The sequence below is a fragment of the Zongyangia sp. genome, from assembly GCF_965361945.1.
Window position 1 is genome coordinate 1 of sequence record NZ_CBDTOK010000029.1, and the last position, 24,945, is coordinate 24,945.

At 49.0% G+C, this 24,945-nt stretch carries 24 protein-coding genes and 1 other annotated feature; of the genes, 7 read left to right on the top strand and 17 right to left on the bottom strand.

Annotation, left to right across the window (positions count from 1 at the left end):
• The 3 genes from ACZ25G_RS01680 to acpS all read right to left on the bottom strand — a co-directional run.
• The coding region (locus ACZ25G_RS01680) for a hypothetical protein (protein ID WP_463681324.1) at window positions 1–500 on the bottom strand (500 nt) is incomplete at its 3' end.
• 85 nt (window positions 501–585) lie between these two features.
• Entirely contained in the window at window positions 586–2,121 is a 1,536-nt protein-coding gene (locus ACZ25G_RS01685; protein WP_463681325.1) for an NAD(P)H-hydrate dehydratase, read from the bottom strand.
• Window positions 2,122–2,136: 15 nt separating this feature from the next.
• On the bottom strand, window positions 2,137–2,508 hold the full coding sequence (gene acpS, locus ACZ25G_RS01690; RefSeq protein WP_191481742.1) for a holo-ACP synthase: 372 nt from the start codon (window positions 2,506–2,508) through the stop codon (window positions 2,137–2,139).
• Window positions 2,509–2,671: 163 nt separating this feature from the next.
• Window positions 2,672–2,911, top strand: a binding site (T-box leader).
• A gap of 96 nt (window positions 2,912–3,007) precedes the next feature.
• Here acpS and pheS point away from each other — a divergent pair.
• The 5 genes from pheS to ACZ25G_RS01715 all read left to right on the top strand — a co-directional run bounded on the left by pheS (window position 3,008) and on the right by ACZ25G_RS01715 (window position 8,604).
• Window positions 3,008–4,027 (top strand): phenylalanine--tRNA ligase subunit alpha, encoded by a 1,020-nt coding sequence (gene pheS, locus ACZ25G_RS01695; RefSeq protein WP_463681326.1) that lies wholly within the window; start codon window positions 3,008–3,010, stop codon window positions 4,025–4,027.
• Window positions 4,028–4,120: 93 nt separating this feature from the next.
• Complete coding sequence (gene pheT, locus ACZ25G_RS01700) at window positions 4,121–6,493, top strand: phenylalanine--tRNA ligase subunit beta (RefSeq protein ID WP_463681327.1); 2,373 nt, start codon at window positions 4,121–4,123, stop codon at window positions 6,491–6,493.
• A gap of 169 nt (window positions 6,494–6,662) precedes the next feature.
• A complete protein-coding gene (locus ACZ25G_RS01705) occupies window positions 6,663–6,908 on the top strand; it encodes an IreB family regulatory phosphoprotein (RefSeq protein ID WP_191481739.1) in 246 nt (81 codons plus the stop codon).
• Window positions 6,909–7,083: 175 nt separating this feature from the next.
• The gene (locus ACZ25G_RS01710; RefSeq protein ID WP_191481738.1) at window positions 7,084–7,395 is read left to right on the top strand and encodes a hypothetical protein; all 312 of its coding nucleotides are present in this window, start codon (window positions 7,084–7,086) and stop codon (window positions 7,393–7,395) included.
• A 12-nt stretch (window positions 7,396–7,407) separates the two neighbouring features.
• Entirely contained in the window at window positions 7,408–8,604 is a 1,197-nt protein-coding gene (locus ACZ25G_RS01715) for an amidohydrolase family protein (protein WP_463681328.1), read from the top strand.
• A 28-nt stretch (window positions 8,605–8,632) separates the two neighbouring features.
• Here ACZ25G_RS01715 and ACZ25G_RS01720 read toward each other — a convergent pair whose 3' ends face one another.
• Window positions 8,633–9,175, bottom strand: a complete 543-nt coding sequence (locus ACZ25G_RS01720) for a GNAT family N-acetyltransferase (RefSeq protein ID WP_463681329.1) — start codon at window positions 9,173–9,175, stop codon at window positions 8,633–8,635.
• 165 nt (window positions 9,176–9,340) lie between these two features.
• Between ACZ25G_RS01720 and ACZ25G_RS01725 the strand changes: the two genes are divergently transcribed.
• Both ACZ25G_RS01725 and ACZ25G_RS01730 read left to right on the top strand, forming a co-directional pair.
• Window positions 9,341–9,880 carry a hypothetical protein gene (locus ACZ25G_RS01725; protein WP_191509874.1) on the top strand — a complete coding sequence of 180 codons (540 nt, stop codon included), beginning with the start codon at window positions 9,341–9,343 and terminating at the stop codon, window positions 9,878–9,880.
• A 158-nt stretch (window positions 9,881–10,038) separates the two neighbouring features.
• Window positions 10,039–10,230: a small, acid-soluble spore protein, alpha/beta type gene (locus tag ACZ25G_RS01730; protein ID WP_191481734.1), complete on the top strand. Its 192-nt coding sequence runs from the start codon at window positions 10,039–10,041 to the stop codon at window positions 10,228–10,230.
• 226 nt (window positions 10,231–10,456) lie between these two features.
• Here ACZ25G_RS01730 and ACZ25G_RS01735 read toward each other — a convergent pair whose 3' ends face one another.
• The 13 genes from ACZ25G_RS01735 to ACZ25G_RS01795 all read right to left on the bottom strand — a co-directional run.
• A complete protein-coding gene (locus ACZ25G_RS01735; protein WP_342680965.1) occupies window positions 10,457–11,209 on the bottom strand; it encodes a coiled-coil domain-containing protein in 753 nt (250 codons plus the stop codon).
• Between the two features lie 178 nt (window positions 11,210–11,387).
• Window positions 11,388–11,798, bottom strand: a complete 411-nt coding sequence (locus ACZ25G_RS01740) for a hypothetical protein (protein WP_191509872.1) — start codon at window positions 11,796–11,798, stop codon at window positions 11,388–11,390.
• Between the two features lie 67 nt (window positions 11,799–11,865).
• Window positions 11,866–12,798 (bottom strand): magnesium transporter CorA family protein, encoded by a 933-nt coding sequence (locus ACZ25G_RS01745; protein WP_191481731.1) that lies wholly within the window; start codon window positions 12,796–12,798, stop codon window positions 11,866–11,868.
• Window positions 12,799–13,136: 338 nt separating this feature from the next.
• Window positions 13,137–13,388, bottom strand: a complete 252-nt coding sequence (locus ACZ25G_RS01750; RefSeq protein WP_463681330.1) for a hypothetical protein — start codon at window positions 13,386–13,388, stop codon at window positions 13,137–13,139.
• Between the two features lie 69 nt (window positions 13,389–13,457).
• On the bottom strand, window positions 13,458–14,540 hold the full coding sequence (gene ftsZ / locus ACZ25G_RS01755; RefSeq protein WP_191481749.1) for a cell division protein FtsZ: 1,083 nt from the start codon (window positions 14,538–14,540) through the stop codon (window positions 13,458–13,460).
• Between the two features lie 191 nt (window positions 14,541–14,731).
• A complete protein-coding gene (locus ACZ25G_RS01760; RefSeq protein ID WP_463681331.1) occupies window positions 14,732–15,736 on the bottom strand; it encodes a cell division protein FtsQ/DivIB in 1,005 nt (334 codons plus the stop codon).
• 20 nt (window positions 15,737–15,756) lie between these two features.
• Window positions 15,757–17,010 carry a UDP-N-acetylglucosamine 1-carboxyvinyltransferase gene (gene murA / locus ACZ25G_RS01765; protein WP_463681332.1) on the bottom strand — a complete coding sequence of 418 codons (1,254 nt, stop codon included), beginning with the start codon at window positions 17,008–17,010 and terminating at the stop codon, window positions 15,757–15,759.
• Between the two features lie 225 nt (window positions 17,011–17,235).
• Window positions 17,236–18,366, bottom strand: a complete 1,131-nt coding sequence (murG, locus tag ACZ25G_RS01770; RefSeq protein ID WP_191509870.1) for an undecaprenyldiphospho-muramoylpentapeptide beta-N-acetylglucosaminyltransferase — start codon at window positions 18,364–18,366, stop codon at window positions 17,236–17,238.
• 55 nt (window positions 18,367–18,421) lie between these two features.
• Window positions 18,422–19,549: a putative lipid II flippase FtsW gene (ftsW, locus tag ACZ25G_RS01775; RefSeq protein ID WP_463681333.1), complete on the bottom strand. Its 1,128-nt coding sequence runs from the start codon at window positions 19,547–19,549 to the stop codon at window positions 18,422–18,424.
• Between the two features lie 45 nt (window positions 19,550–19,594).
• Entirely contained in the window at window positions 19,595–20,605 is a 1,011-nt protein-coding gene (gene mraY / locus ACZ25G_RS01780; protein ID WP_463681337.1) for a phospho-N-acetylmuramoyl-pentapeptide-transferase, read from the bottom strand.
• A 7-nt stretch (window positions 20,606–20,612) separates the two neighbouring features.
• Window positions 20,613–21,983, bottom strand: coding sequence for a UDP-N-acetylmuramoyl-tripeptide--D-alanyl-D-alanine ligase (locus ACZ25G_RS01785; RefSeq protein WP_463681334.1), 1,371 nt, complete (start codon window positions 21,981–21,983; stop codon window positions 20,613–20,615).
• 61 nt (window positions 21,984–22,044) lie between these two features.
• The gene (locus ACZ25G_RS01790; RefSeq protein ID WP_463681335.1) at window positions 22,045–23,508 is read right to left on the bottom strand and encodes a UDP-N-acetylmuramoyl-L-alanyl-D-glutamate--2,6-diaminopimelate ligase; all 1,464 of its coding nucleotides are present in this window, start codon (window positions 23,506–23,508) and stop codon (window positions 22,045–22,047) included.
• A 138-nt stretch (window positions 23,509–23,646) separates the two neighbouring features.
• Window positions 23,647–24,945 (bottom strand): penicillin-binding transpeptidase domain-containing protein (locus tag ACZ25G_RS01795; protein WP_463681336.1); only part of this gene is annotated, 1,299 nt, incomplete at its 5' end.

Here is a 24,945-nt window from a genome sequence, read left to right on the forward strand (position 1 = left end):
TCGGGAATTTGCAAGTTTAAAATATTCCCGCTCTCCCCGTCCAACCGCAGGGAAAACTGGAAGCTCTGCTGATTGGACACAATCTCAACAACATCCTTTTCCACCGAAATATCCACCCCGTTTTTCTCCGCGGCTGTAGTCAGTGCCTTTACCAATAACTTCACCACTGCTCCTCCCACTGCGGAATTAGGGTCGATATCCACATGAAAGCCTTTATAGCTGATCCCCAGCTTTTCGCCAGACAGATCGAACTGCATTCCCGCCAGATTCTCCGGGGCTGTAAAATCAACGGTACAGCCTCCGCCTTCTTTCTTGATCTGAGCTTCGGCTTCAATCCCCTTATACTTGATCTTGGCAGAGGAGGCAAAATCCGTCTGGAGCTTCTCGCTTATCTGGGCTTCGCTGAGTGTCGCCTCCCCACCTGTGGAGGCCTCCTTACAGCCGGCAAGTACCGACACGGATAAAAGAACAGCTAAGAGCAAAGAAATAACCCGTTTCATATTTCCTTCGTCTCCATTCCGCCGCCGGGGCGGCATGAAATTTGAAGAAAGCCCGCTTTCACCCTGCTCTATTTTATCCGCCGGGTTACCTCCCGTTTTCAGCAAAAATGTGGCACAGATCCGTCAGCATATCGGTGGGAAGCATTCCATATTCCGACAATCGTTTGGAACAACGGTCCGCCGCCGCGCCGTGAAGATACACTCCACAGGCCGCTGCAATGTCGGCAGGGAGTCCCTGGGCCACAAAAGAGGCAATCATCCCGGCCAGGATGTCCCCGCTTCCACCTTTAGAAAGTCCAGGGTTTCCATTGGTATTAATATAGACCTGACCTTCTGGGGAAAACACTAGGGTATTTGTCCCCTTGAGAACCAAGGTCACGTCGTATTCCTGGGCGAAATGCTTTCCAATGTTGTAGCGGTCAGCTACAATCTGCGACACAGTTTTTCCACATAGCCGGGACATCTCTCCCAGATGCGGAGTCAAGATCACAGGGGCTTTGGCTTTCTTTAACATATCTATGTCTTGTGCCAGGGCATTTATACCATCGGCATCCACTACAACGGGACAATCTGCCTTCTGGAGCACTTCCTGGACAATCTGGACGGTATCTTCATCCAGTCCCAGTCCGCAGCCTATCAGGCAGGCGTTACTTGTTTTCAGCTTTTCCAAAATCCCAGGCAGATTCTGGGCCGAGATCCGTCCACTGTCATTGGCATGCAGAGGCAGGAACAGGGATTCAGTGAGGCGCACCGACACCGGTACTGTCAGTTCCTCTACTGTTCCCAAAGTCACAAGCCCGGCGCCGCACCGCAGAGCGGCAGTAGTGGACATCAGGGCCGCGCCGCACATCCCCACACTGCCGCATAGGTTGAGGAGCCTGCCAAAGGTACCCTTATGGGAGTTGCGGGGCCGCTTCTTAATCTGAGAAAATGCAAAGCCGTTGGTCAGATGGGTATGGGAAAGGGGAACCTGCTGATGAACTCTGGGGTCAATTCCGATATCAGCTAACATGACACAGCCGCAGTTTTCCGCAGATTCTAAAAGAAGATGTGCGGGCTTATAGCAGTCAAAGGTAACGGTATAATTTGCCCGAACCGCATCAGCGGCCACTCGTCCGGTATTTGCCTCTACTCCGCTGGGGATATCCACTGCAAAGGTACAGGTATCGCTTTTGGCAATCAGTGCGGCGATTTCTTTCACCGTGTCGTCCAATTCCCCGTGAAAACCGGTACCATAGATGGCGTCCACCGTCACATCACAATGGGACATCCATCTGTATACTTCTTCCCGATCCTCCTCAAAAGAGACAATTTCCACACCAGCTTCTTTGGCCCGCTCATACATAGTTACAGCATCGGGGGTTACCGGCGGCTTGTGGACCATGACCAAAAGCACCTTGGCATCCCTTGCCAGGAGGTTTTTTCCCACAACATAACCGTCTCCGCCGTTGTTGCCGTGTCCGCAGAAGATAACACATCGAATCACGGACACCTCCATCTTCTCTTCAATGGCCTCCGTCACTCTATCTCCTGCGTTTTGCATAAGGGACAGATAGGTCTGTCCATATTGGAGAGATCCAGCTTCGATCTCCTTCATTTCTTTGGATGTTGCAATTGCCATGATGTATCCTCCTTCTTATTCGTGATCGCTCACCGCTGTCACAAAGCAGATGGCATACTCCTTGGTATGGCTGATGGAAACGGAAAAATTCATTCCCCGCTGTTCCGCCAGCTGTTTTGCTCTGCCGGTCAGATGAAGATAGGGCCGTCCGGCCCCATCCCGCAATGTCGCCACTTCGGTCAAGGAAAACCCCCGCACTCCGGTGCCCATGGCTTTGCCAAAGGCTTCCTTGGCGGCAAAATTAGCTGCTATGGTAGGCAGAGGATTCCCTTTGGATAGAAATAGGTTCCTTTCTTCCTCCGAAAACACCCGCTGCATAAAGTGGGGACGCTGGACGCAGCGTTTGAGCCTGTCAATCTCGATGAGATCCACTCCGGCATATACCATATCTGTTTCCCTCCCGGCATTTTCTTTGTCACATATTATAGCATAGTCTGTCCTTCTTTGCCCTCTTTTTCTTCTTTTCTTTTCGGCAAAGAAAAGCGGATTTTTTCCCGTAAACATGGGAAAAAGCTCTTGCAAAGGGATCATTTCTGTGCTAAGATAAAACACAAACGCAAAGACTGAGAGAGTAGCTTCCCATTGCCGGAGCAGAGAGGGCTGGTCATCGGCTGAAAACTGGTCCGCCGGGGTCAAGGGATGTGAAGTTCACTCACGAGCGGCGGCGCTGAAACGTTCGTAAGTAGGCGCCGACGGGTGATGCTCCCGTTACAGAGCGGCAGAGTGTTTGCTCTTGATGCAAAAATCCGGGTGGTACCGCGGAAACGCAATGTGCGCTTTCGTCCCTGTTGTCGATGGGGATGAAGGCTTTTTTTATTGCTTTTTACCGTGAGGAACCCGGGAAAATTTGGTGCAAACAATGAAAACTATAGATGAGGTGAACACAATGAAAGAAGCGTTAAACGCAATCCGGCAGCAGGCGGAGCAGCTGATCCACGCCGCGCAGGATATGAAGGAAGTTGACACCCTTCGCGTCAGGTTCCTGGGCAAAAAAGGAGAATTGACCGCCATCCTCAAACAGATGGGGAAGCTTTCTGCGGAGGAGCGTCCGGTCATCGGCCAGCTAGCCAACGAAATCCGCACTAATATTGAAAACGCTATTGCGGCCCGCAACGAAGAACTCAAGGCAGCTCAGCTGACCGCTCAGCTGGAGAGTGAAAGGCTGGATGTGACCATGCCTGGCAAACGGCATCCTCTGGGCAAAAAGCACCCCCTGACCCTGGTACTGGACGAAATCAAAGAGATATTCCTGGGTATGGGCTTCGACATCGCCCAGGGTCCGGAGGTAGAGCTCGACTACTATAACTTTGAAGCGCTCAACATTCCCAAAAACCATCCGGCTCGGGATACCCAAGACATATTTTATATTAATGACAACGTTCTTCTCCGCACCCAGACCTCACCGGTGCAGATCCGGGTCATGGAGAAACAAAGGCCTCCCATCCGGGTCATCGCTCCCGGCCGGGTCTATCGCTCCGATGCCGTGGATGCCACCCACTCCCCCCTCTTCCATCAGATTGAGGGCTTGGTTGTAGACAAAGGCGTTACCATGGCGGATCTCAAAGGCACCTTGGAGATTTTCGTCAAACGGCTTTATGGCGAGGATACGGTGGTTCGTTTCCGCCCCCATCACTTCCCCTTCACCGAGCCCAGCGCAGAACTGGACATCCAGTGCTTTGCCTGCCATGGCGAAGGTTGCCGGCTGTGCAAGGGCGAGGGATGGATCGAGCTTTTGGGCTGTGGCATGGTTCACCCCAAAGTTCTGGAAATTTGCAATGTGGATCCTGAGGAATACAGCGGCTTTGCTTTTGGCATGGGTCTGGAACGAATCGTCATGCGCCGCTTTGGTATCGACGACCTGCGCTTGTTCTTCGAAAACGACCTGCGCTTCCTTGACCAATTTTAATCCATCCATTTTGTAAATACTGGCTCCAAATTCATCCGCTGGAGCTTTTGACAGTAAATTGCCGCTTGCGGTAGCGGCGGAAATGGTTTTTCTATGAATTTATCCATGAGATGGTTATCCGACTTTGTCGATATTGACGCCAAACCCCATGATTTCTGCGAAGCTATTACCATGTCCGGTTCTAAGGTTGAGGGTTACACTGTAGAAGGCAGTGAGATCAGCAATGTGATCGTGGGAAAAATCCTCTCCATTGAAAAGCACCCTGATGCGGACAAGCTGGTCGTATGCCAGGTGGATGTAGGCTCTGGTGAGCCCATCCAGATTGTCACCGGCGCCACCAACCTAAAGGTAGGGGATGTGGTCCCCGTAGCCATGGACAACTCTACGCTGCCCGGCGGCAAAAAAATCCGCAAGGGAAAGCTGCGGGGCGTTGTCTCCAACGGCATGCTTTGCTCTCTGGGAGAATTGGGCCTTACCGTCCACGACTTTCCCAACGCCATCGAGGATGGCATTATGGTCATTGATGAAGATGTAAAGCTGGGGCAGGACATCCGAGAGGCTTTAGGCCTTAACGACACCTGTGTGGAGTTTGAAATCACCTCCAACCGCCCCGACTGTTTCTCTATCATCGGTTTGGCTCGGGAGGCTGCCGCCACCTATAACCTGCCGCTAAAACTCCACACCCCTGTGGTGAAGGGCACTGACGGGGATGTCAATGATCTGCTTCAGGTCGAGGTGAAAAATCCGGAACTCTGCATGCGTTATATTGCCCGGATGGTCAAAAATGTAAAAATTGAGCCCTCTCCCCGTTGGATGCGGGAGCGTCTGCGGGCTTGCGGCGTTCGGCCCATCAACAATATTGTTGATATTACCAACTATGTCATGCTGGAATACGGCCAGCCCATGCATGCCTTTGACTACAAGTATGTAAACGGTCACAAGATCACCGTCCGCACCGCTAAAAATGGGGAAAAAATTACCACCTTGGACGATGTGGAACGCAACCTTGACGAAAGCATGCTGGTCATCGCCGATGAGAAAGGCCCTGTGGCCGTTGCAGGCGTCATGGGCGGTGAATTTTCCAGTATCATGGATGACACCGACACCATTGTTTTTGAATCCGCCTGTTTTAACGGTCCCAGTGTCCGGCTGACCTCCAAAAAGCTGGGACTGCGCACCGAAAGCTCTGGCCGCTACGAAAAGGGGCTGGATCCCAACAACACCAAACCCGCAGTAGACCGTGCCTGCGAGCTCATCGAAATGCTGGGAGTGGGCGAGGTCATCGGCGGCTATGTGGATGTGGACAACTCGGATAAGGCCCAGCGCCGTATCAAACTGGATGTGGACTGGACCAACCGCTTCCTCGGCATTGACATCCCAAGGGAGCAGATGGTGGACTATCTGGAACGGGTCGGCTGCGTTATGGATGGAGACGATATCATTGTCCCCTCCTTCCGCCCGGATCTGGAGCATAAAGCTGACATTTCAGAGGAAATCGCCCGGTTCTACGGCTATGATAAAATCCCTGTCACCGCCATCCGGGGTACAGCCCAAGGCCATCTGACCGAACAGCAGAAATTTGAGCGGACCGTCAGCAATACCCTGCTCAGCCAGGGGCTCTATGAGATTATGACCTATTCCTTCATCAGCCCCAAATACTATGATAAAATCCGGCTGCCTGAGGATAGCCCCCTGCGCAAATGCGTCACCATCCAAAACCCCTTGGGCGAGGATACCAGCGTTATGCGCACCACCACCCTCCCCTCTATGCTGGAGATTCTGGCCAAAAACTATAATAACCGCAACGAAAGCGCAGCTCTTTTTGAGCTTTCTCCCGAATATATCCCCACAGAAAATCCCCTGCCTGACGAAAACGTTCAGGTAACCCTGGGCATGTATGGGGAACAGTATGATTTCTACTCCCTCAAAGGCGTAGTAGAAGCCCTGTTAGATGTGCTGGGAATTGCCGATTATGATGTATCCGCTGTCAGCGATAACCCCACCTTCCATCCTGGCCGGTGTGCCTGCATCAGCAAAGATGGACGGGACATCGGCACGATTGGTGAAATTCATCCCCTTGTGCTGCAAAACTATGGCATTAATACCAAGGTCTACGCCGCCAAATTGGACGCCTCCGCCCTCTTTGATCTGCGCTGCGTATCCAAGGAATATAAGCCTCTGCCCAAATATCCGGCGACTGCCCGGGATATTGCGGTGCTCTGTGATGATGCTTTGCCGGTCCTGGATATGAAGAAAGCTATCCAGAAGGCTGCTGGTCCTATTCTGGAGAGGGTTTCCCTCTTTGACGTTTATAAGGGTCAACAGGTTCCTGACGGCAAAAAGAGCGTAGCATGGAGTTTGTCCTTCCGCGCTCCCGACCGTACCCTCACCGATGAGGAGACCGATGGAGCCATGAAGAAGGTCCTCAAGGCTTTAGATGAGATGGGCGCTGTTCTCCGTTCTTAAGACAAAGTTTTTTATGAAGGCAGCCTTTGATGAAGGCTGCCTTTGTTTTTATTCCCGGTTTTCTCTTTGGTCTTCTTTGATTTTTCATAAAAATCTCATAAGAGATTTGCAACTTCGACTTGATAATTCTCCTGTTTTAGTGTATGCTAGTGTACAAAGAGGTGGTATCATGCACGAACCGACAATATCGTTTTCAATTCATGAAGATAAGGAAAAAGAGATCAAGCAGATACTGACGTCTGTGTACGATGCTTTGCGCCAAAAAGGGTATAATCCCATTAACCAGATTGTGGGGTATATTCTCTCTGAGGATCCCACATATATTACAACTCACAACAATGCGCGGAGCCTCATCCGCCGGGTGGACCGGGATGAGCTACTTCAGCTGCTTGTCAAGTCCTATCTGAATGACTAAATCATAAACGATAGCAAAGCCGCGGCCAAATCGATAAAGGCCGCGGTTTCTTTCATGGCACTTTCTTTACTTGCTGGCAAAATTATGGTAAAATATAGATCTACATTCATTTTGTTTTTGATACCACTGTGTAAAACAAGGTTGCATGATATAGAATCATAAGGAGGTATGTTTCATGGCAGAGAACAAGGACCAGGAGTTTTTGACATACAAAGGGCGTCCGCTGGTTCGCAGCGGAAAAACCCTATATTACGGCAGCATGTCAGACGAAAGTGTGGTCATGCTCCAGATTCTCTCCACCAAAAAGGAAGAAGGTATGGAGATGGCCAGCCGCGTGTCTGTGCAGATGATCAGCACCGATACCACCAAGAATCCGGCAGAGCGGATTCTCAAAAAGAGCGAGCAGGACGGGTTGTATAACGCCCTGGATATTGCCAGCATCTGGCTGGACCGGTTGGACAAACAAAACGGAACCAAAGCAGAATAAGAGGTGGATACCATGAATACGATTTATGAACGCTTAATGGAACATATGCAGGATCATCCCATTATCAACACCCATTCCCACAGCTTACCTACCGTAGATGGCAGTGACATGACATTGGATACCATGCTCCACTCCACCTATATGGGTTGGAAGGCCATCAATGCCGAAGGCTACGGGGATGACAAGGACGCTTTTGTAAAGGACATGCGTTTTAATTCCTACTTCACCTATTTTCAAAAGTCCTTGCAGGAGCTCTACGGCTTAAATGAGCCTATTTCTAAAAAGACATGGCAGCTTTACAGCGATAAAATTCATGAGGCCTATCAGGATAAGCTCCACCGCACCAACATTCTCCGGGAAAAATGCCGATATGAAAAGGTCATTGTGGACTCCTATTGGAATCCCGGTGAGATTCAGGGCTTTGGCGGTATGATGACTGCGGCCTACCGGATCAATATGTATTTGTTTGGATACTCCAAAACGGCGGTGGATCACAAAGGCAAAAACCCCTTCCAGGTCTATGGCTGGCCGGATGCGCCTACCATCGACGATTATGTGGCGCTCATGCGCCGTCAGATCGGTCTCAAGCTGGATGAGGACTGTGTAGCAATCAAAGCGGGCTGCGCTTATGACCGCGGACTGGACTTTATGCCCACCACCAAGTATGAAGCAGCCAAAGCATACATGAATCCCGACGCTACCCCAGAGGAGATCAAGGCATTTCAGGATTACATCTTTGATCAAATCTGCAAATATGCCGCCGAGCGGGATGTCCCTGTTCAGTGCCATACGGGACTTGCCCGTCTCAACAAATCCAACGCCATGTGGCTCAAACCCATCATTGACCAGAACCCTGACACCCGCTTTGTCATCTTCCACGGCAGCTATCCCTGGATGGATGATGTGCTGGCGCTGGTTCACAACTACCCCAATGTCTATCCCGACCTCTGCTGGATGCCTATCCTCTCCCCCAGCGCCACGGAACGGTTCCTGGAAGAGCTGTTGGAATTGGGGAATGCGTCAAAGATCTGTTGGGGATGCGACACCTGGATGGCGGAGGATAGCTTTGGCGCCCTCTTAGCCGCCCGTCATGTTTTTGCAAAGCTCCTTTCCCGCAAGGTAGAGGAAGGATTTATGAACGAAGAAGAAGCCAAAGCACTGATTAGCGATATCCTTTATAACAACGCCAAAAAAATCTATAAATTTTAAAAGAAGGCAGCCTTATGGCTGCCTTCTTTTATTCTTTTGAACCAGCCGGCCAGATTTTCGGATTCATGGTACCGTTACTATATTTTTTAAAAAATCCTGAAAATTCTTCCGGATCGAATTCTCCATTTTTGATGATAACTTCCTGCTTCACATGGGAAAGCTCTATATAATACCCCGTTTCCACATACCCATTTTTCAGATAAAACTTTTTGCGCTGCAATCTTTGCTCTCTATTCTCTGCCGCTTCGTCGCAGCGCTCTATGGAGACGATGATCTTATGGCGAGGATAACGTTTTTGAATCTCACCTAATATTCTGCCGCCATAACCCTGAGAGCGCAGAGGGGGATCCACTGCCAAAAACATTATGAACACTATATGATCTACCATGGCCAGGTATGCAAAGGCGCATACTTGGCCGTTCTCATGAAAAGACAAAAACTCTGTGGTTGGCATTTTGGACAAGACCAGCATCAATAAATAGGGCATTCTCTCCTCTTTTGGAAAAGACGCAAGATAAATTTCTTTTACTTTTTTACTCTTTCTTGTCACATTTTCAGTCGATAAAGCCATGCAAATTCCGCCTTTCCAGTGCAGTTCTCATTACTCTAGTTATCTTTATTTTATAGATGTTTTAAGTTTATCATATTCTCAAAAATACTTCTATCACTGCCATGATGAATTTATCTTTTCGGGTTACAATAATAGATGTCATTTTCTTCGAAATGAGGGTGTAGATTGCTAACCATTGTTGTTGTCGGAAAAAAATCCGATAAAAAAACGGTCAAATTCATCGCTAGAGCTCTTTCTCCCCAGTTTTCTATTCTCTATATCGGCAACGATAAAATCCAGGGACATCCCAGCGGGCATTATGACTTTCTCATCTACGAAACTGAAAAGCTTGTTCCCATAACGAGTGAAAATGCTGTCATTATTTTTAAAAGCCACAGCATTCCCCAAACTTGTCAGCCCTCCCTAGACGGATGCTACGCGGTGGTAGATTCCGACGACGAAGACGCCACGGAACTTTCGCGGCAGATGGGGCTGCGTGTCATCACCTGTGGGCTCTCCTCTAAGGATACCTTTACCTACTCCAGCTTTACTTCTGACAGCTCCGTTGTCTGTTTGCAGCGTTCTATTCCCTTTTGCGGACGGCAGATTGAACCCTTTGAGCTTCCGACTGACAACAGCAATCCCTTTGACCGATACCTAACCCTGGTGGTTTCCTGTATTCTCGCTCTATCCGGCCATACACAGTTTATTGAAACGCTGACATAAATACTTTTTATTCTTCATTCTCTTCCGTCACAGTCAAAAAACTACAAAAACCAAGGCGGAAATTACCACTCATATTCGTTCCTCGAAAGATTACAATAATACTGCAAACGCAATCAAGAAATTCATTTCCCAAAACATTGAAGGAGTGTAAATTTACTATGGCTAGTAACAAAATTGTTGTTCCCCAGGCAAGAGAAGCTCTTGACCGTTTTAAAATGGAAGCTGCCAACGAGGTTGGCGTTAACCTGAAGCAGGGCTATAACGGTGACCTGACCTCTAAGCAGGCTGGTAGCGTTGGCGGCCAGATGGTAAAAAAGATGATCGAAGCATATGAGAATTCTGTAAAATAACTTACCCCTCAACCAAAAGCAGGACGCCAATCGGCGTCCTGCTTTATTTTATGACCGATCAAGAAGCTTCCACAACTTTTCCAGCAGCCCATGTATTCTTGACTGGTGATTCTTCTGCTGTGATCTTCCATGCAAACCCATCTCCTGGTGGATCGGCTCTACCGGTTTTTGTCCCGACTGCAAGGGTTGTCGTCTTTCCCCAACGCCGCCAATGGCAGGATCTCTCTCAGTGACCTGCGGCGGCTTCTCGAAAAAACGAATCCTTTTCCTCAGGCTGGGCAGTTTCCTCCTTAGAATCTAGAGCCTCTGGCTCCACATTGGCCGTGGTCAAGGTCAATCGGGCAGAAGCCTTATCAATCATTCCGTCCAGCACATTCAGTTTTTCCTCCATCTGGGCCACTGCCTGGGATAGATGCTCCCGGACTCGAGCTACGTCCTCCTTTAGGTATGCCATTTGACCGGAGAAGCTCTCCATCTCCGAGGTAGCATTCCGGACAATCCCCTTGGCTCTCACATTGGCCTGAAAAATGATCTGCTCCGCTTTTTCCTTCGCGTCGATGAGCGCATCCCCAATCTGCTGGGACATATCATCGTATTTTTTGCTCTTGTATTCAAAGCTTTCCGCTTTAAACTGGAGCTGACGATTCTGCTCTTTTAGGATCTTCAGCTCCCGATCCTTATCCTCGCTGAGCTGTTTATACTTTGCCATATCCAGGCTTATATCACTTAACTGCGCCGTCAGTTCCCGAATCTTGTTTTGTTCAGATTCCAGCTTCTCCTGGGCAGTCTCCAATTTGAGGTTCACCGAAGCAATATCTTCCCCTAGCTTTTGGTTCGCTGCTTCCAGCTCCGTAATCTTTTCGCCCAACTGTTTTTCCATTTCTTTGGATGAACTGCTCAGTTCATCAATATAGGTAAGCACTTCGCTTTTATTAAATCCACCTACAACGCTGGTTTTAAAAAGTGCCTGTTTCTCCATTGCACGCACACCCTTCCGGCTAAACCTTCCTCCAAAAATCGCCCATTCCTAGTTATCATTATTATAACATTTTTTATATAAAACACAATATTTTTATTCTTTGTGTAAATGTCAAAAATCCCCGATAAAGAAGCTTACCAACAAAGGTACGCCTCTCTATCGGGGATAAAAGTCTGCATCAAAGGCCGACAGGAGCCAATATGGTCTGCGTCTCATCCAACTCGATGCGGATATTTTCGAAATTCCCGGTCATTTCAATGGTTCCAATATCTTCTCCCTCAGGGGATTGCATCTTCCCTTTTTCCTGCTCGCCCTGCCTGTCAAAGACAATATTCTGGACAGGGGCAATCTGATCTTCCATCCCCTGAATTTTTACACTTCCCCTAAAAAACGCCGCGTGAAACAGAGGTCGGTAGATTTTTCCCTCCACAGTAATTCCAGTCTCGCTGAGATTTTCTGTGCCTTTGTTTTCATAAGCAATGGCATTCATCTGGGTGTCAATCTCCATTGGGAGCCAAGAACAACCGTAAATCAGCACAAGAGCCACAATTGCAGCAAAAACCACCCAAAACATCGGATTCTTTTTCATGGGTTACAACCTCCCCCATATCAAAACAGGACGCCTTCGCGTCCTGTGAGTTTCCAGCACATTTTCCTCAATGGAACATGTCCTTTTTGATAAAAATTATGGCCACAATTGCCATCAGTATGATGGTGATGCCAATGGGAAACCAGAAGTTAGGAATGGGAATATTGGGCACATTCATTCCATAAAAGCTGGAGACAATGGTCGGCACTGCCATCACAATGGTGATACAGGAGAGCACCTTCATCACAATATTCAGGTTGTTTGAAATAATGGAGGCAAAAGCATCCATGGTACCCGACAGGATGTTGGAATAAATATTACACATTTCAATGGCCTGCCGCACCTCAATGAGGACATCTTCCAGAATATCCTCATCCTCATCGTATAATTTGATAATGCGGCCCCTCATTACCTTTTCCAAGGTCATCTCATTGGCCTTAAGGGATGTGGAGAAAAATACCAAAGATTTTTCAAGGCCCAACAGCTGAATCAGTTCCTTATTTCTCATAGACTTATGCAGCTGCTGCTCCACATAATGGGAAATTTTATCAATCTGTTTTAAGTATTGCAGATACCGCACCGCGATCCGAAGCAGACAGGTAAAAAGAAAACGGGTCTTTAAATGGGGCTGTACATTTTTCACCATTCCATTGGCCATTTCGCTGATCACAGGGTTCTCCTTCAAGCAAACGGTAATGACCATTTTCTCCATGATAATGATCCCCATAGGCATGGTCGAATATAGAATGGTATTATTGTCTGTTTCTTTTTGTTGGGTGGGGTAGTCCACGATCACCAAGGTTTGGTCCTCTTCTTTTTCAATACGGGAGGTTTCCTCCTCATCCAGTGCGGCCCGGACAAATTCCTGATCCGCGCCTAGATCTTTCACCAGATAGGATACCTCTTCTTCCGTAGGGCTAATTGCGCTGATCCAGCAGCCCTCTTCCGCTTGGGAGATCTGCTGGATGCGGTTATCCACTGTCTTGTAAAAGCTGAGCATCTTGCTTCCTCCTTTACGGCAGAAGCAATCTACGGCACCGCTCCTGCCCATATTTGATTGTACTTCGATATGTTCCACTAGGGTCAGGGCTCAATGCCGTCACCTCCTATTTACAATATATCCGCCATGGCATTGTTCTTTCATAATAACTTATCTCAAGCCATAAACCTTATTCATTATATCACAAAAACCATCGATTGCAAGCGAAACAAAAAGATTCAGCGAACTATTGGGTTCTTACGGGGTATAATTACCCTTTTTCAGACAATTTGGACGAATTCTCATATAAATGGATAAAAATAAAGGATGGCAAACGCCATCCTTTATCTGTAACTATCTTAGTCCAATTTCTCTCCGCAGTAAGGACAAAACTGGATTTTTGGCTCGCGAATCGGCAATACTTCATTGCAGTGGGGACAGCGCCAATACTGAAACAAAAGCAAGGCACCTACGACCATGATGACAACACCGACTATCATACCGGCAAACTTAGCCCCTTCACCAGGAATCAGCAGGGCAGATAAAATAAGAGCCACGCAGCCAATCGCCCATACTGCCCATGCAATGTTCCTACCCTTTCTAAAGTTCACAGGATTCCCTCCCCACCTTTTTAGCAGAAAAACAATGGGGCAGAGTAAATTTCTCTGCCCCTTGCAATCTTATTTCTGATTAAAAATTTTCATAATGTCAAAGTAATCGTCATCGTCTCCAACGCCCTTGTCACCGCTATCCGCAGCAGGAGTCACGCCGCTTTTAAAGTTATAATTGACAGCCGCATCCAAACGGTCGGCGTCAAAGCCGGTGGCAATGACAGTAACCTGCATCTCATCATTGAGATTTTCATCAAAGGTAACACCCCAGATGATATTGGCATCAGGATGGGAGGCCTGGGTAATCATCGAAGAAGCGGTATCCACTTCGTCCATGCCGATATCGGAAGAGGAAGTGATGTTGACAAGAACTCCCTTGGCTCCATCGATGGAAGTCTCCAGCAACGGGCTGGAAATAGCCATCGCCGCTGCTTGTTCTGCCTTGTCCTTGCCCTGGGCATGTCCCACGCCCATGTGAGCATAACCTGCATCCTTCATAATAGAGGTTACATCCGCAAAGTCCAGGTTTACTAAACCGTTGGTATGTACCAAATCGGAAATACTCTGTACGCCCTGACGCAACACATCATCCGCCGCCTCAAAGGCATTGGCCAAGGTGATTCTCTGTTCGGAAATCAGCTTCAACCGTTCATTGGGGATGACCAGAAGGGAATCCACATGCTCCCGTAAAGCCACGATACCGGCTTCCGCCTGCTCCATTCTTTTTTTGCCTTCAAAAGCAAAGGGTTTTGTCACAATACCTACTGTGAGGATTCCTAAATCCCGAGCGACTTCCGCCACAATCGGTGCCGCGCCGGTGCCGGTACCACCACCCATACCAGCGGTAATAAATATCATATCTGTTCCCTTCAGAACAGCCGCAATTTCTTCCCGGCTTTCTTCCGCCGCCTTCTGTCCGATCTCCGGCTTGCCGCCGGCTCCTTTGCGCTTGGTCAACTTTTCACCAATGAGGATCTTGTTGGGAGAGAGAGAAGCATCCAAAGCCTGCTGGTCTGTATTCACCGCTAAGAAGTCAACATGCTGTACGCCTGCGCTGATCATCCTGTTGACAGCATTACCACCGCCGCCGCCAATGCCGGCGACCTGTATCTTTACCACCTTGTCAAAGTCATTCGCCAAATCAAAATTCATAGGCATGTGATGCTTTCCTCCTAAAAACCAAATACTATATCATTATGTCACAATCAGTATCAGTCAAAAAAATACAAGATATAGAACATCTTCATTTACATTATAATTTAACAGATTCTACGCATAATTTCAAGAACCCCTGGGGAAAAACTGTATTTTTTTCATAAATAATTAAGTCAAACAATATCTACTTAGGTTGATGCCGCGCTCTGGGATGTATTATCCGTATCTGAAGTCGTGGACGAAGCCTGTGAGGAAGCATCCTGGGAATCATCTGGTTCCGAGGAATCCGGTTCCGACGTATCCGTGCTCTCTTCCGGTGATGCAGTTACCGGTGGAGTAGTTACCGTCCCCATGATCTCATCAAAATCCCCGGCTCGGAAGCGGACATTGGGCTGATCCTGATCTACTGCCCCGCTAGCGTCGATGATACCTTCCTGGTTTTCAATATTTTCCTGTTTAAGCACCTGGCTGACAAAATTAATTTTGTATTCCAATTCTGCCTGAGACCCTAGTTCTATCTTAATGGCGTTTCTGTAGACCAGATAAAGATTCAGTGTATCTGTGACATCGATGACATTGATATTTTCCACCATCCCGTATTGGGTCAGCGCCGCGATCAATTGATTGAGAATCTGGATTCGCGTAGGGTCGTCCCCTTCTGTCAGATACTGTCCTACCTGAGGTGTCGCCATATCCAAACCGCTGACGACTGCTACATTTGACGGCGGAGAAGTTACCCCTATTTCCAAAATCTTGCCGCCCTGACTAATTAAGCAGTAAGTCTCCCCAGTCTTTACTGCGCCGATAACCTCTGCTTCTGTCAGTTCAACAGAGAGCACCGAAGGCAGCTTTCGGGTAACCTTGGCGGACTCTATATAAGGCAATGCTTCAGAAATCCGCTTTGCCACCTCATTGGTATCAATTTTAAACAGGTTGTCCCCAGTCTGAATCTGGGTCGCCTGTATCACCTGGTTGGTCGAATACTTATCCGACCCGGACACCGCAAAGCTCTCGACCTTAAAAAATACATTAAAGGTCAGATAAATCCCTGCACCAAGGACGAAGATCATCAGCAGCACATAGAGAATGGTGTTATTCTTCTTGTGCTTTTTCCGATGTCTGCGTCCATTGGATGCCCTTGCTTGATCCTGCATATTTTGCAGCCTGTTGGCCTTTTTCTTTACACTTCCCACTTTTGACCTCCGCTCGAGCTCTACTCTCTTTTTACCCTTGCTCCTACTGATGTCAAAACTTTTTCTATTGTCTCATAGCCTCTGTCAATGTGATGGATTCCGGTAATGACTGTTTCTCCCTGGGCCGCCAGCGCCGCTGTCATCAGCGCCGCTCCGCCCCGCAGATCTGTTGCGCATACCTGTGCACCATGAAGGGATGAGACACCCTCCACCACTGCCACACGGCCTTCTATTTTAATATCAGCGCCCATTCGCATTAGTTCATAGGCGTGCTTATATCGGTTTTCAAAGATATTTTCTACAAAAATAGTCGTTCCCCCTGCCAAGGTGGAAAGGGCCATCACAGGCGCCTGCGCGTCAGTGGGAAAGCCTGGATACGGCATGGTTCTCACCAGGCGCAGCGGGTTGAGTGAAGCGGATCTTTCGATAGAAATATAATCCTCGCCATATTCCAGCTGACATCCGGATTCCTCAAAGAGGGGGAGCACTGCTTTCAGATGATCGGGACAGCATTCCATGAGGGACAGGCAGCCTCCCGTAATCGCCGCACAACTTAGATAGGTGGCTGCGACAATCCGGTCGGGAATTACGTTATGTTCTGAGCCTTTCAAGGTTTCCACACCGGTGATTTCAATGGTGCCTTCTCCTGCCCCTTTGATTTTTGCCCCGCATTTGCTCAGGAAAGCTGCCAGATCCACAATTTCGGGTTCTCTGGCCGCATTAATAATTTCTGTGGTCCCCTTAGCAGTCACCGCCGCCAGCATAATATTTTCGGTAGCGCCAACGCTGGGAAAGGACAGTACGATCTTGGCGCCTTTCAGCCTGCCGTGGCTGACACAGTCAAGAAATCCCTGTTCCTCTACGATATCTGTGCCTAACTTCCGCAAAGCCTGTAGATGCAGATCAATAGGTCTTGGCCCCAATTCACAGCCTCCTGGATAGGAAATGGCCGCCTTTTGACAACGGGCGATAATCGCCCCCAAAAACACGATGGAAGATCGCATCTCCCTCATTAGGTCATCTGGGATATCGCTGCGGCAGACCGTATCCGGAAGCACAGTCAAAGTATCTCCTGCCCTTTTGACCTGGCATCCCAAGTATTCCAAAATTTGTACGGCAGCATCCACATCGGATAGGCGGGGGCAGTTATGTAGGATGCTTCGGCCCTCACATAAAAGGGTAGCGGCCAAAATCGGCAGGACGCTGTTTTTGGCCCCCTGCATTCTGATTTCTCCCTCGATTTTGCGGCCGCCCTCAACAATTAATCTCGACATTTTCACGCACCCTTTCGCCCAAATACAAAGGCAGGGTGGATCCGTCCTGTTCTCAGGGAGAGCGGTAATTCTATGGTGCATCGGACGATCACCCTTGCACAGTTATCCTATGCAGGGGTGCAAAGCTTTGTGCATAGCGATTTCCAGGCTTTCGAAGGGATTTCCCAGTGAATGATCAATTACTTTTCCAATTTTAAATGGTTTATACTCTATTTTCAAAAACTGTTATCTGTCTTTCAATAGCTTTAATATTTCCCGATAGATTCTCTCATTGGAATCAATAATAGCCATAGAGCGCGCATTATTTCCCAAATGGCGCAAGGTAAAGGGATCGGAGATCAGTTCCTCTACCTGTTTGCAGAGCATCTCTCCTGTCAAATCCTTTTCCTCAATGACCACAGCGGCGTTACGGTTATAAAGGGCCATGGCGTTATGATACTGATGATTTTCCGCCACATTGGGAGAAGGGATGAGAATCGAAGCCCGGCCCGCCGCTTCGATTTCTGATAGGGTAATAGCGCCGGCTCTGGAAATGACCAGGTCCGCTGCGGCAAGACATCGCGGCATGTCGTCGATATACTCTCGAATAGAGATGTTTCTGCAGCCGCTTACATCCACCCCTTTTTCCTTGAGCAAAGCTGGGAATAGCTCTACCCCATAAGATCCGGTTGCGTGAATGTGCCAAATCTTTCCTCTTTTGTAGTGCCATGCCATCAGATCAGCAATCGCTTCGTTGATCCGCCGGGCCCCGAGGCTTCCTCCAAAGGATAGGATACACACCTTATCGTCTGGAATTCCCAACTCAATGCGGGAAATATCCCGGTCCGCCTTGAGCACGCTGCCGCGGATAGGGTTGCCTGTAACAACACAGCGGTCATCACAATTTCCCAAGTATTTCTTTGCCTCCGGCACCGCCAGTAGGATCTTATCCACATGTTTCGACAATAGCTTGGTGGTGACACCCGGAAAGGCGTTTTGTTCATGGGTCACTGTTTTTATCCCCATCTGGGCAGCTTTGCGCACCACCGGACCGCTGACATAACCGCCGGTTCCCATGACAATGTCGGGGGAAAAATCTTTGATAATCTGTCGAGCCCGGGCGCCGGAAGTAGCAAGATAAGCCACCGCCATGGCGTTATTCTTGATATTGCGCAGGTTAATCTGCCGTTGAAAACCCTTAACCTTGATGGGGGTAAAGTCAAATCCCGCCTTGGGAACCAGGGAAGCTTCCATTCCATGAGGGTTACCACAAAAAAGGATTTGGCTATCCGGCTGCTTCTGTTTGATATAGGATGCCACGGCAATGGCGGGGTTGATGTGGCCTGCAGTTCCTCCGCCAGCAAATAAAATTTTCATTTTCACGCACCCTTTACTTGATGTAATCCCGGCTAAGGACCGGTGGTTTTCTCACTTATGTCTTTTCCAATGCACTGTAGCGGCTCACCGACAACACAATTCCCATCTCTGCCAGCAGCATACAAAGAGCGGTACCTCCATAGCTGAAAAATGGCAGGCTAATACCTGTATTTGGAATAGTATTGGTGACAACCGCAATATTCAAGATAGCCTGGATTCCTACCTGTGTAGTACATCCCAGTGCCAGCATAGAGCCGAATTTGTCCGGTGCCCGCATGGCAATGACATAGCCACGCCACACAAGCAGCGCGAACAGAATCACAACAATGGCCGCTCCAATAAAGCCCAACTCCTCGCAAACGATGGAAAAAACAAAATCATTTTGCGGCTCTGGAATATAAAGATATTTTTGCCTGGAATTGCCTAAGCCCAACCCCATCAACCCACCAGATCCTATAGCTAAGAGGGACTGAATGGTCTGAAATCCCTTACCCTGCGGATCAGAAAATGGGTCGATCCAGTATTCAACACGGCTCATGGCGTAGTCTACCACACCCGGGACAAAAAGCGCTACCAAAACAGTAACCGCAACCAAGCCACCGGCGAGGGCAAACCATTTCAGATTGGTCCCACCCGCAATCATCATAATACAGCCGATGGAAAGAATCAGAATGCTTCCGGAAAGGTGGGGTTCCAAAAGCATTAACCCTACAATAACCGCGAGAAGTATAACAAAGGGAAGTGTACCATATTTGAAGGTACTCATCTTATTCCCATTAATGGCAATGAGCTGGGCAAAGGTGACTATGACAGCGAATTTTGCAATTTCGGAGGGCTGAAAGGTTCCAAATCCTAGATTGATCCATCGCCTGGCCCCGTTGAATTCCGGCATGAACAATACAACAACCAATAGCAAGATAGCCACTGCATAAATTGGGAAAGCCAAACGATGGAAAAAATGATAGTCAAAGTTACAGAAGAAAATCATGGCAATAATGCCAAGGGTAGCCCATAACAGCTGCCGTTTGATATAGAAAAAGCTATCGCCTTCATGATAGTAGGCGTAGGCGTAACTAGCGGAAAAAAGCATGATGAGGCCAAAGATAACGAGAACCAGTACCAAAATCAGGAAGGTCAAATCGATGGGGCCTTTTTTTAGTTTTTTAAGTTTTTTTTCTTTCAAAGCCTCGTGACCTCCCAGTTTTCTTAATTTGTGTAATTCAAAAATTTACATGGCCCATACCGCGAGTACGGCAAGGGCGCATCCGATCAGGGTAATCAAGGAAAATAGGGCAACGATTTTGACCTCGCTGTATCCCGACATCTCAAAGTGGTGGTGGATGGGGCTCATTTTAAAGACACGTTTTCCGGTGAGCTTAAAGCTGGTAACCTGAATGACCACCGAGAGCGCTTCAATAATATACAGAATCCCCACCAAAACCAGAATCACTGGCAGGCCTACGCCAAAAGCTAATGCCACCACCATGCCTCCAAGAAACATGGAGCCGGTATCTCCCATAAAGACCTTGGCAGGATGAAAATTCCATACAAGGAAACCAATGCAGGCACCAGCCAGAGCCGTGGCCATAATCCCCATGCCGGCAAATCCCATGATCATGGTAATCAGCATAAAACCAATGGCCGCCACGAAAGTCACAGAGGCAGCCAGCCCGTCGATGCCATCGGTCAGATTCACCGCATTGACGATAAATACGATGAACAGCACCATCAGCGGGTAATAAAACACGCCAAAATTCAGATAGCCGATGATCGGGAACCAGAGCATTGTGCTTCTGTCTCCAGCCAAATAGAGGGTCAGCAGGTAGAGAATGGCAATGAGAAACTGCATCACCAGTTTTTGCTTGGCCGTCAGACCCAGGTTGCGCTTTTTCACCACCTTGATGTAGTCGTCGATAAAGCCCATAAAGCCAAAACACAACGCCATAACAAGGCCCGCAATTAGCCGGGTATTCTGCACGGTATAGCTAGGATTTGAGAGGACACCGGTCTGTGCATTTAAGATACCAACTCCTGCTGCCACAGCAATGACAACCCCGATGATAAACATAATTCCCCCCATGGTAGGGGTTCCCTGTTTGTTTTTGTGCCAGGTGGGGCCGATATCATTGATGGTCTGGCCATAATGCACCTTTCTGAGAAAGGGTATAAACCATATGCCGATCAGCGCCGTCAGACCAAAGCCGACGACCGCAGAGACTAGCGTTGACAGAGAGCTCATCATTGCCTTAACACTCCTCGCAGAACCTTGAAATTACGTCTTCTAGCTTCATCCCCCGGCTTCCTTTAATCCAGAGGATATCCCCCTCCTTGGTCTCGCTTCTGAGAAGCTCTGCCAAGGATGCTTTATCTTGAAAATGAATACACCGGGCGATACCGGCCTTCTTCGCTTCATCCGCTAAGTACTTCGCTTCATTGCCGTAGCAGTAAAGGGCATCAATATTATTTTCCGCGGCAAAGGCTCCAATCTGGCGGTGAGCCTCTTCGGAAATATCTCCCAGCTCCAGCATATCCGCCAGGACCATCCTTTTCTTTCCCCTGCACTCCATTCCCCGCAGGGTAGTAATGGCCGCCCGCATGGAGTCAGGGCTGGCGTTGTAGCAATCTTCCACCAAAGTGACGCCACGGCATTGCCGCATCCTCTGCCGCATCCCTGAAGGCTCATAGGCCGACAGAGCATCCGCACAAACCTGCGGAGGAATCTGGCAGTATACACCTACCCCAAAAGCCGCCAGGGCGTTGAGAACATTGTGCCGACCAATACAAGGCAGGGTACATGGGTAACTGTTCCCCTCAAACTGGATAGAAAAATGGATATTCTCCCCTGCTTCGTGAATATCGATTGCCCGGATAGCACAGTCAGGCGAGTCAATTCCATATTTTACCACATTACAATGTCGATTCCGGTAGTTTTGAAGCAGATCGTTGTCTCCGTTGATGAGAAGCGGCGCTCCCTCCGCCATGCCGTCACAAATTTCCGTTTTGGCCTTCAGGATATTTTCTCTGGATCCCAGCTGTTGCATATGGGATACGCCAATGGTGGTAATTACCCCAATATCGGGACGGACACATAAGGTCAAATCGCGGATTTCTCCAAAACCGCACATACCCATTTCAAAAACCGCCGCCTGGGTGGATTTTGTAAGACGCATAACCGTCCTAGGCAGCCCGATTTCATTGTTTTCATTGCCCAGGGTTTTGAGCGTCTTATATCGGCTCATCAGAACCGCCGCCGTCATATCCTTGGTCGTTGTCTTCCCCACACTGCCGGTGATACCTACACAGTGGAAGGAAAACCGCTGCCGGTAATAGGAGGCTATGTCCAAAAGGGCCCGCTGGGTATCCGCGACTACCAGGATATTTTGATCCCACAGTGGATTTCCCGTCTCTACTGGGTGCTGGGCTACACAGGCTACAGCCCCTGCTTCAAAAGCCTTGGCAAGAAATCCATGGCCGTCAAAACGCTCCCCTACCAGCGCGACAAACAGGCTGCCCGGCTGGATGGTCCGGGTGTCGGTGCTAATTTCCAGTACCTCTCCGTCACTTCCATAAGAAGCTCCCAGAACGCCGGCAATTTCCCGGACGGTCATCTTTTCCATAGTCTCCCCCATTTCCCGGATATCTTCCAAAAAATTTAATACTTTTAGTATATTTTATTCTCTATTTTTCTTTTTGTTTTCTTTTCAGCAGGTCTTTGACAATTTCATGCTCATCAAATCCAATGGTACCGAAGTCTAGTACCTGGTAATCCTCATGCCCTTTGCCGGCCAACACCAACAGATCTCCAGGCTGCGCATGCTCCAGCGCCCACTGAATGGCCTGATAGCGGTCCACAATCACTTTATAAGGAATCTTATATTCCTCAAACCCGGGAAGTCCGTCTTCGATAATCTGCATAGGATCCTCATCCCTGGGATTATCTGATGTAAAAATGGCAAAATCAGCATATTTTGCTACCGCTGCTGTCATCTTGGGGCGTTTGGTCCGATCTCGGTTGCCAGCGCATCCAAAGAGGGCTACCAGCCGTTTGGGATGCAGTTGCTTCAGTGCTGCCATCACCTTTTCCAGCCCGTCTGGAGAATGAGCATAGTCGCAGATAATCGTAAAATCGTTGTCTCCCGTATCCAACACCTCGGTGCGGCCGCGGACTCCGGTGCAGGTGTTGAGGCCATTCACCGCCTCCTCAAAACTGAGGCCCAGCGCCATGCAGGCACAAGCGGCGGCTAAGGCGTTTTCCACCGAAAAACGGCCGGGCATACAAAAGTTGACCCTGGCGATAACACCATTGCCCACCAAGGCAAATTTATTGGAAGAAAGCTCGAACTTGATATTTTTCGCTACAAAGTCCGCTCTGTCGTCGTCAACGGCATAGGTAACCATTGATTTTTTTCCCTGATAGCGTTCAATGAGCCGGCGTCCATAAGGATCGTCATAGTTGATGACCAGATTTTTTGCCTGTTCAAACAATTTCGCCTTGGCCTCAAAGTAGTTTTCCATGGTTCCATGGTAATCCAGATGATCCTGGGTCAGATTGGTAAAGACCGCCGCTTCAAATTCGCAGCCAAACAGCCGCTTTTGATCCATGGCATGGGAAGAAGCCTCCATCACCACGTATTCACAGCCTGCACTGAGCATCCGTTTGAGCAGGACATGCAGTTCTCCCGGATCCGGCGTCGTATGCTTTGCCGGGATACGCATATCCCCGATTTCGTTGTGAATGGTCCCAATCAGCCCCACCTTTTTGCCTGCGCTCTCCAGAATGTGCTTGATAAGGTTGGTGATGGTGGTCTTGCCGTTGGTACCGGTAACCCCTACCAGCTTCAGGCTTTTGGCTGGATTCCCACAGATGGCTGCGGACAGCAGGGCATAGGCCTCTCTGGTATCCTCCACCACAAATTGGTTTGGGAACTCTCCCAGATCCAGCGGGTGCTGGCATACAATGGCAGCCGCTCCCCCTTCGATGGCCTTTTGGGCATGGTCATGTCCGTCGAATTTGAGTCCCTTGATACAGACAAACAAACTATCCTTCTCTACCCTGCGGGAATCGCAGGTAACCTGATTGATTTCACAGTCAGCACAGGTCTGTTGAGAACCGATCGCCTGGAGCAATTGACTCAGCTTCATAGAATCCCTCCTGTCTGCCGGCCGTCGGATTTTGTCAGCCCGACGGCGGCGGGACCCGTTCCGAAAGGACCGGCATCCCTAGTATGAGCATAAGTTGTCATATTTATATCGAAATATCTCTGATTTTCCCCGTTCGGATTAGGCTACGGGATCATTGTTGACAAAGCTGACCTCAATGACCGTACCTACTTCCACCATGGTGCCAGCCTCCACCGACTGGCGGGAAGCAATGGTTGTGCTTCCGTTGAGATCCACGCCGGAGAGCTTGACATTAAGGCCCAGATTGGTCAGGGTCTGGTTTACCTGAAGCGCTGTCATTCCCTTGACATCCGGCATCTCCACCAGACTGCTGGTGTTATCCTCTTCCGTATACAGAATCACCTTGCCCTCTCTCGGGATGGGCTGGCCTGCCAGAGGCACCTGTTTGACAACGGTTTCCCCGCTGCCCACAACCTCTACATCCAGACCTTCTTCTGTAATGGCGGATTGGGCCTCTTCTACCGTCATCTTCAGGACAGATGGCACCGTAATATCCATGTTGGCCAGTTCTTCCGCCGTATACTGAGGTTCAACTCCCAGATAGGGCAACGCCTCTTCCAGCACTTCCTTGACCACCGGTGCGGCGATGACGGAGCCATAGACATTTTCCATATAAGGCTCATCCAGCATCACCAAAACAGCGATCTGAGGATCATCGGCCGGGGCGATTCCTAGGAAAGACGCAATGTGAGCCCCATTGCCGTTTTCATCCTGCTCGTCGATTTTTTCAGAGGTTCCCGTCTTGCCGCCTACCCGATAGCCGGCAATATAGGCGCTCTTACCGCTGCCGTCGGAATCGGAAACAACCTTTTCCAAAATACCCGCAATGGTGGAGGAGACTTCTTCGCTGATGACCTGGCGCTTCACTGTAGGTTCGGTGGACTCCACAATATTCCCGTCGGAGTCAACAACACTTTTAACAACATAGGGGGTCATGAGGTTACCGCCATTGACCGCTGCAGAAACGGCGGTAATCAGCTGAATGGGGGTCACCTTAAAGGTCTGGCCGAAGGAGCTAACACCTAAGGTATGGGGACTGTTCATCAAGGTTTCCATGCTGTGATAAAGGCTGGAAGAGCCTCCCTCTTCACCCGGCAGATCGATGCCGGTTTTCTCGGTCAGGCCAAATGCTTCAAAGTATTTATAGAAATTCTCCCCTCCCATGGCCGTACCTACCATGATAAAGCCTGGGTTGCAGGAATGCTTGACAATTTCCGTGAAATTCTGAGTGCCATGGCCTGCCAGCTTCCAGCATCCTACCGACCGGCCGCCGATGGTATAATGTCCGGTACAAACAAAGGTGTCATCTAGGCTGCTGGTTCCTAGATCCAGAGCGCTAGCCGCAGTGATAATCTTAAATACAGAGCCAGGCTCATAGGGCTCGGTGATGGATTTATT